Here is a 15224-nt window from a genome sequence, read left to right as displayed (position 1 = left end):
GTCCATCTGGCTGCGGCTCGAATTATTTAGGGTACAAAGGTTAAATTTATGTTTTCTTTTTGTTGTTTAATTGAAGCGGTTCAGGCGGGTTCCGTGAAGAGACTTTTAGGTCAACGGCGGGTACTTTTCAGGCAGGATGGCGTTCTGTGATCCGGGTCGGTTTTTCGTTTTTTGCCGCCGCGCGCCGGGCATCGCGGCAGCGGATTTCCCCGGCCGCGCCTGGCGCCCGCGCGCCGCTGCCGGGAAAAACTCAGGATACCGGTACTTTTTGCGTTCTGAACGCGCTGGGCGAGCAGCCGACCAGGCGATGAAAAAAACGGGCAAAATAGGCCGGGTCCTTAAACCCCAGCTGCCAGGCGATTTCATTGACCGCGCTATCGGAAAACAGCAGCAGCCGCTTGGCCTCGCGCAGCTGCCGGTCGAAAATCAGGCGCTTCGGCGGCCGGTTGGCAAAGCGCCGGCAGATGTCGGTCAGCCTTGATTCGGTAATGTGCAGCTCATTGGCGTAATCCGGCACCGTCCAGTGCTGGTGGTAGTGGCCGTCGATAGTCTGGTTAAAGCGCTGGAACAGCTTGAGCTCGCCGCGGATGCCGCTGCCGGCGTGGTCGTCGAGCCTGGCGTTGCGCAACAGCAGGGTGAACACCGCCTGCGCCAGCAGCATCAGCGTATGCTCGCGCCCCGCCAGCTGCGAGGTCGATTCGCGCTCAATCAGCCGCCAGTAGTGGGCCAGCGCCGCGAGCTCGTCCGGCTTATCGGCCAGCGACAGGCACATCCCCGGCAGGCCAAAGGCCTCCCGGGTGCCGGGATAGAGCGCCTCCAGCAGCGGCCAGATCAGATCCTCCCGCACGGTCAGCACGTGGCCATCGCTCTCGGAGCCGGTGATAAACGCGTGCGGCACCGACGGCGGCGTCAGGACGAACAGCGGCGCCTGCACCGAGTAGCGGTGATCGTCGAGCTGCAGCTCAATCTGCCCGGTATCGAGAAAGTGCATCTGAAAATACTGGTCGTGGCGATGGGCCTGCATGTCGCGGCCAAAGAAGGCCGCCATGCGGGCAAACGACTGGTAGTGCACGTCTTCCGTGCCCAGGCTTTCATCGTACTCTTTATTGATATCGATATTGGCGATCGAACGCTGGGGCATAGCCGCTCCTTAAGGCGTGGCGCGCGGGCGCGAGGCTTTCATCGGAATAGCCCAGATAATCACGGCGCCAATCACCAGCAGGCTGGCGACAAACCACAGGCCGCTGTTAAAGCTGCCGGTCAGATCCTTCAGCCAGCCGATCATAAACGGGCTTAGCGCCGATCCAATATTGCCGGTAGCGTTGATCACGGCGATACCGATCGCCCTGGCGCGCAGGCTGATCGACTGGTCCGGCGTGGTCCAGAAAATGGCCATTGCGCTGAACGATCCGGTGGAGGCCATAACGATCCCCAGCATCTGGATCAGGCTGTGATCGGTCGCCGAGGCCAGCATCCAGCCGGCGGCGGCAAACAGATACGGCAGGGCGGTATGGTGCCTGCGCTCCTGGCATTTATCAGAATGACGGCTCCAGTAAATCATGCCCAGAATGGTACAAATCTGCGGGATCGCCGCCAGCAGGCCGATGGTGATATTGCTGCTTCCCTCGTTAAAGCTTTTAAGGATCTGCGGCGTCCAGATGCTGATCGCGCTGAGCGTATTGGTCAGGCAAAAATAGGCCAGGGTGTACATCAGCACGATCGGCGTGAAGACTTCGCGCCACAGGCTGCGCTGCTGCATCGCGCGGTGGCTGACGGCGCCTTCCGGCTGTACCAGCGTCAGCCGGTCGTTATCCATCATCTCCTGCAGACACTTTTTGTCCTCTGCGGTCAGCCATTTGGCTTTTGCCGGGGAGTCATCCAGCCAGTACCACACCATGATGCCCAGCAGCACCGACGGGAACCCTTCGAGCAAAAACAGCCACTGCCAGCCGTGCAGGTTGAAGAGGCCGTCCAGCGACAGAATATAGCCGGAAACAATCGAACCGATGGCGGTGGTCACCGGCATGGCAATCATAAACAGGGCGTTGGCGCGGGCGCGGAAAAATGCCGGAAACCAGTAGGTTAAATAGAGCAGAATGCCGGGCAGAAAGCCGGCCTCGGTGATCCCGACCAGCATACGCAGCACGTACAGGCTTTTGGGGCCGGTGGCGAACATCGTGGCGGTGGAGGCGATCCCCCACAGCACCATGATGGTGGCTATCCAGCGGCGGGCGCCGACGATGCTGAGCATGATATTGCTCGGAATACCGAAGATAACGTAGGTGGCGTAGAACAGCGTGGTAGCCAGGCCGAACATGGTGGCGTTGAGCCCCAGATCCTGGCCCATCGTCAGCCCGGCAAAGCCGATATTGATGCGGTCGAGAAATGAAAAGATAAACAGCACGAACAAAAATACGATCAGGCGGCGAAACAGCTTATTGATAACCGACTGCTGCTGCGCCGTCAGCTGCTTGTGCTGATTGGCGGGATCGCGCGTCTCCGGAATGGCTGATGATGTGTCGCTCATGGTCTTTCCTCTAATGGGAATTTTTGTAGGGTCGCGATGTGGCGTTCTTAATAGACGCCGGGCTGGGCTGTCGTTCCGCCGGCGCCAAAGCGCCCGGCTAAGGCTTCGGCGGCGCGGGCGAGCAGGGTGGTGTCGACGCCGACGGCGACAAACAGCGCGCCGAGCTCAAGGTAGCGTTTTGCCAGCTGCTCATTGGCCATCAGAATGCCCGGCGCTTTGCCCGCCCGCCGGATTTGCACGATGGCGCTTTCGATCGCCGCCTGCACTTCCGAATGCTGCGGATTGCCGCCGAAGCCCATATCGGCGCTGAGATCCGCCGGGCCGATAAACACGCCGTCCACCCCCTCAACGTCGAGGATCTGCGGCAGGTTTTTCAGCGCCTCGCGGGTCTCAATCTGCACCAGCACGCACATGGCATCGTTGGCCTGGTGGAGATAATCCGGGATGCGGTTCCAGCGCGAAGCGCGGGCCAGGGCGCTGCCGACGCCGCGAATGCCGGCCGGCGGATAGCGCGTGGCTTTCACCGCCAGCCGCGCTTCGTCGGCGTTCTGCACCATCGGCACCAGCAGGGTTTGCGCCCCGACGTCCAGCAGCTGTTTAATCTGCACCGGGTCGTTCCACGAAGGGCGCACGACCGGCTGGCTGGCGTAAGGCGCTACCGCCTGCAGCTGGGTCAGCACCGTCTGCACGCTGTTCGGCGCGTGTTCACCGTCAATCAGCAGCCAGTCGAATCCGGCGCCGGCCAGCAGCTCGGCGCTGTAGCTGCTGCAGAGTCCCAGCCACAGGCCGATTTGCGGGCGCCCGGCCTGCAGCGCATCTTTAAAGGCATTATTCATCTTCTTCTTTCCCCTAGACAAAGCGGCAGCTAATCGCGCCCATGTTGCCGTAATCGACGTGGAAGGTATCGCCTTTGCGCGCCGCGACCGGACGGGTAAACGAGCCGCCGAGGATAATTTGCCCGGCCTCCAGCTGCACATCGTGCGCCGCCAGCTTGTTCGCCAGCCAGGCAACGCCGTTGGCCGGGTGATTCAGCACGCCGGCGGCGACGCCGGTCTCTTCGATGACCCCGTTGCGGTATAGCAGGGCGGAGATCCAGCGCAGATCCAGCTCATCAGGCTTAACCGGCCGGCCGCCGAGGATCACCCCGGCGTTGGCGGCGTTATCGGAGATGGTGTCGAACACCTTACGCGGACGCTGGGTTTCAGGATCGACGTTGTGGCAGCGGGCGTCGATCAGCTCCAGCGCCGGGCTCACGTAGTCGGTGGCGTTATAGACGTCGAACAGCGTACAGTTCGGGCCGCGCAGCGGTTTGGCCAGCACGAAGGCCAGCTCGACCTCGATGCGCGGAACGATAAAGCGGTCGGTGGGAATATCGCCGCCGTCGTGAAAAAACATATCGTCGAGCAGCGCGCCGTAGTCCGGTTCGCTAATCTGCGAGCTGGCCTGCATCGCCTTCGAGGTCAGGCCAATCTTATGGCCCTTCAGCACCCGGCCCTCGGCAATTTTCAGCTCGACCCACTCGCGCTGGACGGCGTAGGCGTCCTCGATGGTGATCGAGGGATAATCGAGAGAGATGGCGCGGATCTGTTCACGCTGCTTTTCGGCCTGGTTCAGCCGCCGGGCGATCAGGGTGCGGGTCTGTTTATCGAGCATAGGGATTCCTGTGACATTGCCTGCAATTGGTACCATCGGGTTGCCCGGACGAGAGCGCCGAGGTCGGGGAGCCCGCGTCCGGATAACGTCAATTATTTAAACAGCGCGTGGACGTTGTTCTGTTTGTAATTCAGGGTCGGGTGCAGCTCCGCAATCTCGAACGACAGCGCCAGGTAGCGGCTCTCCATCAGCGCGGCGAAATGCGCTTTGATCAGGGCAAAGAGCATCTCTCCCGTTTGCTGGCGGCTTTCCAGACTGCGCCCGCTGCCGATTTTCAGCGTCATATGCACGAAGGCGTAATCGTGCCTGCCGTCGGCCATCTGCCAGGTATCCAGCCAGATGGCGCGGCTGCGGATGCCGCCGATCGGGAAAATACCGGTGGCGGCCAGCGCCTGATTGACCTCGGCGAACAGGCCGGGCAGATCGGCCTGTTCGCGGATGTTGTTCGTGCACTCGGCGATAAAATGTGGCATCGCAGACCCCTTACGCCTGAGCCGGCAGCGGGAAGACGGCGTTGACCTGGCCGGTACCGGAGCTGGCGAACAGGTCGGTGATAAACTCGACCTTGCCGTCGTATTTATCCCAGCCGAGCACGCCGAGCAGCATCACCGTATCGTGCATATTGCCTTCGCCGTAGCAGTAGTCGGCATACTCCGGCAGCATGGTGCAGAACTCTTTGAATTTGCCTTCGCGCCACAGTTTTACCACCCGCTCATCCATCTGGTGGTCAAACTCGCGGGTGTAGCTGTTCATCCCCTCTTCGGCGCGCTGGTCGTCGATAAAGCGGTGCGACAGCGAGCCGCTGGCGAAGACCGCTACGGTACCGTCATATTTTTCAATGGCCTTGACGATAGCTTCCCCCAGCCTGCGGCTGTCGGCGAAGTCGTGAACGGTGCAAAAAGCGGAGATCGAGACCACTTTGAAATGCTTATCGCTGTTCATATAGCGCATCGGCACCAGGGTGCCGTACTCCAGCTTGAGGCTCGGGATGTTGTGCGCCTTGGCGCGGACGCCCAGCTTGACCGCTTCGTCGGCAATCAGCTGGCCCAGCTCCGGGTTACCGTCGTAGTCGTAGGTCATGTCGCGAATAAAGTGCGGCAGCTCGTTGCTGGTATAGATCCCCTTAAAATGCTCGGCGCAGTTAATGTGGTAGGCGCTGTTCACCAGCCAGTGGGTATCAAAGACGATAATCGTATCGACGCCCATCTCCCGGCACCGTTTACCGATCTCCTTATGACCGTCGATCGCCGACTGGCGGCAGCCGTGGTTTTTCCCCGGCAGCTCGGAGAGATACATGGACGGTACGTGAGTAATCTTGGCGGCTAACGCTAATTTGCCCATCTTGTGCTCCTTATAAACCCCATTTCGGGATCGGATGGTCACCCATGGAAATACAGACGTTTTTCATTTCGGCGAACACTTCGAAGCTGTACTCGCCGCCTTCGCGGCCGGTGCCGGAGGCTTTCACGCCGCCGAACGGCTGGCGCAGGTCGCGGACGTTCTGGGTATTGACGAAGACCATGCCGGCTTCAATACCGCGCGCGAGGCGCAGGACCTTGCTGATGTCCTGGGTCCAGATATAGGAGGCGAGGCCGTATTCGATATCGTTGGCGAGGCGCAGACCTTCGGCTTCGTCTTTAAACGGCAGCAGACAGGCGACCGGGCCAAAGATTTCTTCCTGGGCAACCCGCATGCGGTTATCGACGTCCGCCAGCACCGTCGGGCGCAGGAAGTTGCCGCCGCGAAGATGCGCCGGCAGGTCGGTGGGTTTATCCGGGCCGCCGGCCAGCAGCGTGGCGCCTTCCTCGATGCCGAGGCGGATATAGCCGGAGACTTTTTCCCAGTGCTGCTGGCTTATCAGCGCCCCGACCTGGGTGTTGGGATCGGTCGGGTCACCGACGCGCAGGCGGCTGGCGCGTTCAGCGAAGCGCTTGACGAACTCCGGGTAAATGCTCTGCTGAATGAAGATGCGCGAGCCGGCGGTGCAGCGTTCGCCGTTGATTGAGAAGATGGTGAACAGGGCGGCATCCAGCGCGCGCTCGATATCGGCATCTTCAAAAATCAGCACCGGCGATTTGCCCCCCAGCTCCATCGAGTACTTTTTCAGTCCGGCGTTTTTCATGATGTTACGTCCGGTGGCGGTGCCGCCGGTAAACGACACCGCGCGCACGTCATGATGGCGCACCAGCGCGTCACCGGCGTTCGCGCCGTAGCCCTGTACTACGTTCAGCACGCCCGGCGGAATACCGGCTTCCAGCGCCAGCTCGCCGAGACGGTCGGCGGTGAGCGGCGACAGCTCGGACATTTTCAGCACCGCGGTGTTGCCCAGCGCCAGGCACGGCGCCACCTTCCAGGTCGCGGTCATAAACGGCACGTTCCACGGCGACACCAGCGCGCAGACGCCGACCGGCTGCACGAGGGTGTAGTTGAGCATCTTGTCGTCAACCGGATAGGTTTTGCCGTTCATCTGCTGGCACACTTCGGCGAAGAATTCGAAGTTGTGCGAAGCGCGCGGGATCAGCACGTTTTTGGTCTGGTGGATCGGCAGGCCGGTATCGGCGGTCTCCATCGCCGCGATCTGCGGAACGTTCTGGTCTATCAGATCGCCCAGACGGCGCATCAGGCGCGCGCGCTCCTTCATCGGCAGGTTGGCCCATTTCGGGAACGCCGCTTTGGCTGCCGCTACCGCCTGATTCACTTCGGCTTCGCCGCCGGAGGCGACTTCCGCCAGCACTTCGCCGGTGGCCGGGTTGGTGGTGTGGAAATACTCCGCGCTTGCCACGCTTTCGCCGTTGATCCAGTGGTTAATTTTTTTCATGACAGCTTCTCCTCATACGCTTGCTGGCTGATGATGCGGTTGACCAGGCGGCCCACGCCTTCGACTTCGACGATCACTTCGTCACCCGGCACCACGTCAGACAGCCCCTTCGGCGTGCCGGTGGCGATCATGTCGCCCGGTTGCAGGGTCATAAAGTCGCTCAGCCAGGCAATCAGGTACGGGATGCTGAAGATCAGATCGGCGGTGGTGCCCTGCTGGCGCAGTTCGCCGTTGACCCAGGTGCTCAGGGTCAGGTTGTGCGGGTCCGGGACCGTCTCTTTGCTCACGATCCACGGCCCGATGGGGGTCAGGGTGTCGCGGCTTTTTACCCGCAGATTCGGCCGGTAGTAGTTTTCCAGATAGTCGCGAATGGCGTAGTCATTGCAGACGGTATAGCCGGCGACGTAGTCCAGGGCGTCGGCCTCGCTGACCTTGCGCGCGGTTTTGCCAATCACCACCACCAGTTCGGCTTCGTAATGCATATATTCGACGTTATCCGGACGCACCGACTCCTGGCGGTGGCCGATAAAGGTGTTCGGCGCTTTGATAAACACCAGCGGCTCTTCCGGCGGCTTGAATTCCAGCTCGCTGGCGTGGTCGGCGTAGTTCAGCCCCAGCGCGAACAGGGTGCCCTCGGCGGGCGGCAGCCAGCGGAATTCGCCCTCCTGCAGCCGCGTGCCGTCGTCGAGGATCGCCTGCTCACGATCGTCGACCTGCGCGTTGCGTACCTGACCCTGCCACTCGATACGTGCCTGTTTCATGCCGGCTCTCCTTCTGCGACTACCGGGTTTTCCAGCGCCGGGAAACCCTCGGCGAGAATGCGTACGCGATCGCCGGGGCGCAGCGTTACGCGGGCGTGCGGAGTGCCGATCAGAATGGCATCGCCGGGGTTGAGGGTGGCGAACTCGCTCAGGGCGCTTAGCAGCTCGGCGGCGCTGCGCTGCAGGTCGGCGGTGTTCCAGCTATCCGCTTCGCGACCGTTGATTTCGGTGATGATGGTCAGATTATCGACGTTCTGTACCGGGACGAGGTCGCCCAGCGGGCAGAAACCGTCGCGGCATTTCGCCTTAATCGCCGGGCGGTAAAAGCTCTCTTCCGGCAGACTGACGTCGTTGGCCAGCGCGTAGCCGGCGATGCAGGAGGCGGCCTCTTCGACGGAGACGCCGCGTGCGGTTTTACCGACGATCAGCGCCACGGTGGCGCCGCTCTGCACGGTTTCCCCCTGCGGGTAAGGGATCGCGTCGCCGCTGCCGATAACGGTATTGCGCGGTTTGATAAACCAGACCGCAGTTTGCGGCGGCGTTTTGTACGGGGCCTGTTGGAACGCTTCCCGCCAGGCGTCGAGCTGGCTGCCGTGGTTAAGCGCAACGGCGAAGATGGTACCTTTCATTCACCACTCCTCTGGTACTGATTTCTGAAGCTTAATGGATTTCATTAATATGTTAATGATTACCTTTTATTCCTTGCGGAAGGGTTTGGCAAACAGAAGTGAATGTTTTGTGATCGGATTAACAATAAATTTACATGAATGAAACTTAATTGTTTATAATCATATTGTTAGTTATTTTTCATGAAAAGACTGGTACTTTTCAGCAGCAGAAACCGGTTGCGTCATCGGCAAATAAACGCTAATTATTAACTTGTTAATAGATTCTGAAATACGATGTAGAGGTATGTGATGCATGATTCGTTAACCATTGCGCTGTTGCAGGCGCGGGAAGCGGCGATGGGCCACTTTCGGCCGATCGTCAAACGCCATAATCTCACCGAGCAGCAGTGGCGTATTGTGCGCATCCTTGCCGAAAACCCGTCGATGGATTTCCACGACCTGGCCTTCCGCGCCTGCATTTTGCGCCCGAGCCTGACCGGTATTTTGACCCGCATGGAACGTGACGGCCTGGTGCTGCGTCTGAAGCCGGTCAGCGATCAGCGCAAGCTGTACGTTTCGCTGACGGCGGAAGGAACAAAGCTGTATCAAAGCGCCCAGGCTCAGGTTGAAGAGGCCTATCGCCTGATCGAAGAAGAGTTTACCAGCGAAAAAATGCAGCAGCTGACCGCGCTGCTGGAGGAGTTTATCGCGCTCGGCAACCGTAACGGCGCCGCGCGCGACGATCGGCAAGAGGAGTAAATCAGCGCGCGCAGCTGCCTTCCTCAGGCTAACTTTAATGGCGATGAAGAAGAGTAGAAGAAGAGCAAAGGAGAAGATTATGGAGACGGTAACGCTGACGTTGCCCGAGGCTGAAGCGCTTTCCCGCCAGGTGCTCAGCGATAATGGTTTCAGCGAGAGCCATGCGGCGGCCGTGGCGCGTAACGTGACCGCCGGGGAGCGCGACGGCTGCGCTTCCCACGGCCTGTGGCGGCTGCTGGGGATAGTCGATACCCTGCGCAAAGGGAAGGTCTCGCCCGACGCCGAGCCGCAGATTGACGACCGGGCGCCGGCGGTTGTGCGGGTGGATGCTAACGGCGCCTTTTCGCTGCTGGCGCTTGAGCGAGCGCTGCCGCTCTTGTGCGCCAAGGCGCGCCACAGCGGTATTGCCGCGCTGGCGATTAACCGCTGCGTGCATTTCTCGGCCCTGTTTGCCGACGTTGAGCCGCTCACCGAGGCGGGGCTGGTGGGGCTGGCCTGCACGCCGGGCCACGCGTGGGTCGCGCCGGCGGGCGGCAGCCGTCCGCTCTTTGGCACCAACCCTATCGCCTTTGGCTGGCCGCGCGGCGACAGGCCGCCGTTTATTTTTGATATGGCAACCAGCGTGGCGGCGCGCGGCGAGATCCAGCTGCATCAGCGTGCCGGGAAGGCCTTGCCGGAAGGCTGGGGAATCGACGCCGAAGGAGAGCCCACCACCGACGCCGCCGCCGTTCTCGACGGAGCGATGCTGACCTTTGGCGGCCATAAGGGTTCGGCGCTGGCGGCGATGGTGGAGCTGCTCGCCGGGCCGCTGATTGGCGATATGACCAGTGCGGAGTCGCTGGCGTGGGATAAGGGCGCGGGCGGGCTACCGTACGGCGGCGAGCTGATTCTGGCGCTCGATCCGCAGCGTTTTCTCGGGCCGCAGGCGGACGAACACCTGGCGCGGGCGGAGACGCTGTTTGATGCCATGCGCTCGCAGGGGGCCCGTCTTCCCGGAGAGCGGCGCTTCGATTGTCGTCAGGTCAGCGAACGCCAGGGCGTGACGATCGGGCGTTCGCTGTATGAGGAGATTGTCGCCCTGCGGCGTTAGGCGATTTCTCCGGCGATCCGGCGCTTAGCGAGGCCGGACGCGGAGCCCGGAGACGGCGCGGGCCGTCATGCGGGATGAATCAGAACAGCGTATCCAGCTCTTCCAGCAGGTTGTAGTCGTCGTCGACCAGCAGCAGCGTTTTCCATTTGTCGAAGGTCAGACACGGGTGCGAGGTGCCAAAGACCAGGATATCGCCGACCTGCACATCGCTGCCGGGCGCCAGGCGCAGCATGCAGTGCTGATCCATGATCCCGACGCTGACGATCTCCTCCGCGCGCAGCGGCAGCGGCTCTCCGCCGCGATAGTGGGCGATGGGCTGCGGCAGGCCGGCATCGAAAGCGCAGTCGCGCTTGCCGAAGTTGACCACCGCGCGATCCGCCTCCGGAACCGACTGCACCATCGCCATCAGCTCGAGGGCCGAGGTCAGATCGCCGGCCAGATCGCAGGCGATCGGATCCCGGGCGATCAGCTCCTGCTGGGCAACATCGTAGATCCCCATATCGTGCGTGATGTAGCAGCCGGGGCGGATCGCTATTCGGCAGCGCGCCGGCTTTTTGGCCGCCAGCCAGACGTTACACACCACGTCATACCACACGGTGCCGGCGCCGGTCAGGATAAACTCGCCGTCGACCAGCGGCTCCATTCGGCAGGCGAGGTCCGCGGCCTGGCGCAGCAGCGCTTCAACCTGCGGCTGCGGATCGTCGCCGTGCAGCACTCCTTCATACAGCTCCAGCCCGCGCAGCGTCAGGCCCGGTAGCTCGGCCGCGGTCTGTGCCAGCGCCAGCGCATCCTCCAGGCTGCGACAGCCGCAGCGCCCGCCGGGCACCCCAAGCTCAATCAGCACGTCCAGCGTTTGCCGGCGTTCGGCAAAAAAAGCCGACAGCGCGCGGGCGTTAGCGAGGCTATCTATGCAGCAGATGAAATCTACGCTGCGGTAGTGGGTTTTCAGCTGAGAAACGGCCTGCATGTTGGCCTTGCCCACCAGCTGATTGACCATCAATACGCGCTGGACGCCGCTGGCCATCGCCGCAGCCGCCTGCCAGGCGCTGCCGACCCCGATTCCCCAGGCGCCGGCCCGCTGCTGGGCCTGAAAAATCCACGGCGTCATCGTCGTTTTGCCGTGCGGCGCCAGCGAGACGCCGCGGGCGTCAGCGTAGCGCTGCATCCAGGCGATATTGTTTTCCAGCGCGCTTTTTTTCAGCAGCGCGGCGGGAAGGCAGACCTCTTCCGCCAGCAGGTTCGCCGGCGATGTCATCGGCGCTGATTTATGCGGGACAAGCGTTGCGTGGTGGTATTTCATAACACTATCCTTTCAGGTTTTACTTTCGGATTTTAAATGGGTATCAGTTATAACTATTTGATAAATATTATTTTAATACTTAAATATTATTCATTGTGAATAAAAGTATCACAAAACGATCTGGGTTTTGCGTAGTTTTCCACTGTTTTTCCGCCTTGTAAATGGTTAACTTGTCGGCATAGTCGAAAGGGAGTAATTGCTATGAAGGTTGACTGGCTTTTTAAGAACGTCACGGTTATTGACGGCAGCGGCGGGCCGCAGTATCGCGCCGACGTGGCGGTGAAGGGCGATCGCATTGTGGCTATCGCTCCGGCGCTGCAGGTGACGGCAGAGCGCGAAATTGAAGGCCAGGGGCGCGTGCTGGCGCCCGGCTTTATCGATGTGCATACCCATGACGATATCAACGTCATCCGGATGCCGGAATATTTACCCAAGCTCAGTCAGGGCGTGACGACGGTGATCGTCGGTAACTGCGGGATCAGCGCGGCAATGGCGACCATGCGCGGCGCGGTGCCCGATCCGATGAACCTGCTGGGCGAGCAGGAGCAGTTTATCTATCCCACCGTGCAGGCCTATGCCCACGCGGTGGAAGCGGCCCGGCCGTCGCTCAACGTCGGCACGCTGATTGGCCATACTGCGCTGCGTAATAACCATATGGACGATCTGTTCCGCCCGGCGACGGAGACGGAGATTGCCGGAATGCGCGTCCAGCTGCGCGATGCGCTACGCCAGGGGGCGCTGGGCCTGAGCACCGGCCTGGCCTACGCCAGCGCGTTCCACTCCACCACCGAAGAGGTGATGGCGCTGGCGGAAGAGCTGGCGGCGGAGCAGGGGATCTACACCACCCATCTGCGGTCTGAATTTGAGCCTATCCTTGAGGCTCTCGACGAAGCGTTTCGTATCGGTCGTCACGGCAACGTGCCGGTGGTGGTTTCTCATCATAAATGCGCCGGGGCAAAGAACTGGGGGCGCACGCGCGAGACGCTGGCCTTCTTCGATGAGATGCGCCAGCGCCAGGAAATCGCCTGCGACTGCTATCCCTATTCCGCCAGCTCCTCCACGCTGGATATGAAGCAGGTGACCGATGAATTCGACATCGTGATCACCTGGTCCGAGTCCCGGCCGGAGCAGGCGGGAAAAACGCTCCGGCAGATCGCCGACGAGTGGCAGGTGAGCCTGCACGACGCCGCGGCGCAGCTGATGCCGGCCGGCGCTATCTACTACAACATGGATGAGCAGGACGTGCGGCGGGTGATGCGCTATCCGGTCACCATGATCGGCTCCGATGGCCTGCCGAACGATCCGATGCCGCATCCGCGGCTGTGGGGCGCTTTCCCACGGGTGCTGGGGCACTACAGCCGCGACGAGCAGCTTTTTCCGCTGACCACCGCTATTCACAAAATGACCGGGCTGTCGGCGGCGCGCTTCCAGCTATCGGAACGTGGGCTGGTTAAAATCGGTTACTTTGCCGATCTGGTACTGTTTGACCCACAGACGGTGCGCGACGTTGCCAGCTTCTCCGACCCGAAGCGGCCGGCGGACGGCATTGAGGCGGTGATGGTGAACGGCGTCATGAGCTACGGCAGCGATAAAAAAATTACCGGGCGCGCGGGGCGTTTCCTGCGCCGCCGGATGGACGAAGGAGTTGAGTATGAGCATTAAACGTTACGGCGTGGAAGGTGGAACCGGCACCGGCGGGCAGCATCTGCCGTTTGCCCGCGCGGTGGAAGCGGGCGGCTGGCTGTATGTTTCCGGCCAGACGCCGATGAAAAACGGCGAAGTGGTGGAGGGGGGCATTGTCGATCAGTCGCGGCTGGCGATTCAGAACTGCGTCGATATCATGAATGAAGCAGGCTATACCCTTGCCGACGTGGTGCACGTGAAGGTGATCCTCACCGACTCGCGCTATTTCCAGTCTTTCAACAAAGTGTTCCGCGAGTTCTTTGGCGATAATCCGCCGGCGCGGATCTGCTGCGTGGCCGATCTGGTGGTGGACTGCAAAGTTGAAGTGGATGTGACCTGTTATAACGCTGCCCGCGTCTAAATAATAGCTCCCCGCCGCTGGCCGGGGAGCGACCCATAACAATGTGAGAGTAGCGTCAGGCCGAATAAGTCGGCCGGCGCGACCAGGATTGCTGTGCCTTTTTTCGGCATCGTTACTATTAACTCATAATATTCAGCGGTACGAATATTATTTATTACGCCTGGATGTGAGCAATGAATAATATGTCATTCCTGATTTGGTTTTCCGTTTATGCCTGCGCGATGATCGCTTTAGGCTGGTACGTTTCACGCAAGCAAAAGAACGGCGATGATTTCCTGCTGGGCGGGCGCTCCCTGCCGATGTTCCTGACGCTAGGGTCGACGGTCGGCACCATGGTTGGCACCGGCTCCAGCGTAGGCGCCGTGGGCTTTGGCTACAGCAACGGCTGGGCGGGGATGCTGTACGGCCTCGGCGGCGCGGTCGGTATTTTACTGGTGGCGTGGCTCTTCGCCCCGGTGCGTAAATTTCGCTTTATGACCATGAGCGAAGAGATGTCGTATTATACCGGCGGCAGTAAAATTATTAAAAACCTGGTAGCGATCCTTATTTTTATTGCCTCGATCGGCTGGCTCGGCGCCCATATATTAGGCGGCGGGCTATATCTGGCGTGGGCCAGCGGAATTGATATCAACGTCGCCAAAATTATTATTGCGCTGGCTTTTGTGGTTTACGTCGGCATCGGCGGCTACTCCGCGGTGGTCTGGATCGACACCATTCAATCGATTGTCCTGTTCGTCGGCTTTATTTTAATGGCGATCCTCGCGGTCCATCACGTCGGCGGCTGGAGCCATATTCAGCAGGCGGTTGACCCGGCGGCCCAGAGTCTGTTTGCCGTCGATAAGCTCGGCGTGCTTCCCGCGCTCTCTCTGGCGGTGGTGATTGGCGTGGGGGTTCTGGCAACGCCGTCCTACCGCCAGCGTATTTACTCGGCAAAAACCGTCTCCTCCGTGCGCCAGTCGTTCACCATCACCGGCCTGCTCTATCTCGGCTTTTCGTTCCTGCCGGCGATTATCGGCATGGCGGTGTGGACGATGAACGCCAATCTCGAAAACAGCGGCTTTGCCTTCCTGTTTGCCACCCAGGTCCTGCCGCCGGTGCTGGCGATGGCGATTCTGATCGCCGGGATGTCGGCCAACATGTCCTCCGGCAGCTCCGACGCCATCGCCGCCGTCTCGATTATGCTGCGCGACCTTTACACCCTGGTGACCGGCCATATGCCCGCGCCGGAGAGGGCGATTCGCCTGTCGCGGATGTTCCTCGTGCTGGTTATCGCCCTGGCGCTGGTGTTCGCCCTGACCTCCAACGACATCATTAGCTACATCACCAAAATGATCTCGATGATTATGTCCGGGATGTTTATCTGCACCATGCTCGGCCGCTTCTGGACGCGCTTTAACTGGCAGGGGGCGGTGGCCGCTCTGGCCGGCGGCGCCGGCGCATCGGTCGCCGTGCTGATGGACAGCGACTGGCTGGCGTTCTGGGGCAATCCGTGTATCCCGTCGGTGCTCACCAGCCTGGCGGCCTCGGTGATCGTCACGCTGCTGACTCCTGCGAGCAGCATGAGCCGTGAAGAGGCGCTGGAGATGATTACCCGCGAGCGGGAAAGCACCCCGGCGGCACCGCCGCTGGCCATCGGTAAACGCAATACGTCGCAGGGCTAAGGA

Annotated in this window: 15 protein-coding genes and 1 pseudogene; 5 read left to right on the top strand and 11 right to left on the bottom strand. The window is 60.9% G+C overall.

Features of this window, described 5'->3' with window-relative positions; genetic code table 11:
• Positions 1–250: 250 nt before the first annotated feature.
• From hpaA to QFI97_RS01610, 9 genes are all read right to left on the bottom strand, one after another.
• On the bottom strand, positions 251–1141 hold the full coding sequence (gene hpaA, locus QFI97_RS01650) for a 4-hydroxyphenylacetate catabolism regulatory protein HpaA (protein ID WP_346430449.1): 891 nt from the start codon (positions 1139–1141) through the stop codon (positions 251–253).
• Between the two features lie 9 nt (positions 1142–1150).
• On the bottom strand, positions 1151–2527 hold the full coding sequence (hpaX, locus tag QFI97_RS01645; protein ID WP_346430448.1) for a 4-hydroxyphenylacetate permease: 1377 nt from the start codon (positions 2525–2527) through the stop codon (positions 1151–1153).
• 47 nt (positions 2528–2574) lie between these two features.
• Positions 2575–3363: a 4-hydroxy-2-oxoheptanedioate aldolase gene (gene hpaI, locus QFI97_RS01640; RefSeq protein ID WP_346430447.1), complete on the bottom strand. Its 789-nt coding sequence runs from the start codon at positions 3361–3363 to the stop codon at positions 2575–2577.
• A gap of 13 nt (positions 3364–3376) precedes the next feature.
• On the bottom strand, positions 3377–4180 hold the full coding sequence (gene hpaH, locus QFI97_RS01635) for a 2-oxo-hept-4-ene-1,7-dioate hydratase (RefSeq protein WP_346430446.1): 804 nt from the start codon (positions 4178–4180) through the stop codon (positions 3377–3379).
• Positions 4181–4272: 92 nt separating this feature from the next.
• Entirely contained in the window at positions 4273–4653 is a 381-nt protein-coding gene (locus QFI97_RS01630) for a 5-carboxymethyl-2-hydroxymuconate Delta-isomerase (RefSeq protein ID WP_095104001.1), read from the bottom strand.
• Positions 4654–4663: 10 nt separating this feature from the next.
• Complete coding sequence (gene hpaD / locus QFI97_RS01625) at positions 4664–5521, bottom strand: 3,4-dihydroxyphenylacetate 2,3-dioxygenase (protein ID WP_095103999.1); 858 nt, start codon at positions 5519–5521, stop codon at positions 4664–4666.
• A gap of 10 nt (positions 5522–5531) precedes the next feature.
• A complete protein-coding gene (gene hpaE, locus QFI97_RS01620) occupies positions 5532–6998 on the bottom strand; it encodes a 5-carboxymethyl-2-hydroxymuconate semialdehyde dehydrogenase (protein ID WP_095103997.1) in 1467 nt (488 codons plus the stop codon).
• Positions 6995–7759, bottom strand: a complete 765-nt coding sequence (locus tag QFI97_RS01615) for a fumarylacetoacetate hydrolase family protein (RefSeq protein ID WP_331834500.1) — start codon at positions 7757–7759, stop codon at positions 6995–6997. The genes hpaE and QFI97_RS01615 overlap by 4 nt, the downstream gene beginning before the upstream one ends.
• Complete coding sequence (locus QFI97_RS01610) at positions 7756–8388, bottom strand: fumarylacetoacetate hydrolase family protein (protein WP_331834501.1); 633 nt, start codon at positions 8386–8388, stop codon at positions 7756–7758. Before QFI97_RS01610 ends, QFI97_RS01615 begins: the two co-directional genes overlap by 4 nt.
• A gap of 288 nt (positions 8389–8676) precedes the next feature.
• On the opposite strand from QFI97_RS01610, the gene hpaR reads away from it, so the two are divergent.
• Together hpaR and QFI97_RS01600 are read left to right on the top strand one after the other, a co-directional pair.
• A complete protein-coding gene (gene hpaR, locus QFI97_RS01605; RefSeq protein WP_331834502.1) occupies positions 8677–9126 on the top strand; it encodes a homoprotocatechuate degradation operon regulator HpaR in 450 nt (149 codons plus the stop codon).
• 79 nt (positions 9127–9205) lie between these two features.
• On the top strand, positions 9206–10216 hold the full coding sequence (locus QFI97_RS01600) for an Ldh family oxidoreductase (RefSeq protein WP_346430445.1): 1011 nt from the start codon (positions 9206–9208) through the stop codon (positions 10214–10216).
• A gap of 79 nt (positions 10217–10295) precedes the next feature.
• Here the strand turns inward: QFI97_RS01600 and QFI97_RS01595 are convergent, their stop codons facing one another.
• Positions 10296–11516 carry an amino acid deaminase gene (locus tag QFI97_RS01595; protein WP_346430444.1) on the bottom strand — a complete coding sequence of 407 codons (1221 nt, stop codon included), beginning with the start codon at positions 11514–11516 and terminating at the stop codon, positions 10296–10298.
• Positions 11517–11595: 79 nt separating this feature from the next.
• Positions 11596–11749 (bottom strand): annotated as a pseudogene (locus QFI97_RS01590) (hypothetical protein).
• On the opposite strand from QFI97_RS01590, the gene QFI97_RS01585 reads away from it, so the two are divergent.
• The 3 genes from QFI97_RS01585 to QFI97_RS01575 all read left to right on the top strand — a co-directional run bounded on the left by QFI97_RS01585 (position 11718) and on the right by QFI97_RS01575 (position 15221).
• Positions 11718–13178 (top strand): N-acyl-D-amino-acid deacylase family protein, encoded by a 1461-nt coding sequence (locus QFI97_RS01585; protein WP_346430443.1) that lies wholly within the window; start codon positions 11718–11720, stop codon positions 13176–13178. The pseudogene QFI97_RS01590 and the gene QFI97_RS01585 overlap by 32 nt on opposite strands.
• Positions 13168–13560: a RidA family protein gene (locus QFI97_RS01580; protein WP_095103985.1), complete on the top strand. Its 393-nt coding sequence runs from the start codon at positions 13168–13170 to the stop codon at positions 13558–13560. Before QFI97_RS01585 ends, QFI97_RS01580 begins: the two co-directional genes overlap by 11 nt.
• A 173-nt stretch (positions 13561–13733) precedes the next feature.
• Positions 13734–15221, top strand: a complete 1488-nt coding sequence (locus QFI97_RS01575; RefSeq protein ID WP_346430442.1) for a sodium:solute symporter family protein — start codon at positions 13734–13736, stop codon at positions 15219–15221.
• Positions 15222–15224 lie beyond the last annotated feature (3 nt).

This window comes from Klebsiella scottii, assembly GCF_036561945.1.
GTDB classification, from domain to species: domain Bacteria; phylum Pseudomonadota; class Gammaproteobacteria; order Enterobacterales; family Enterobacteriaceae; genus Klebsiella; species Klebsiella scottii.
This window is presented reverse-complemented; position numbering and strand designations above follow the sequence as displayed.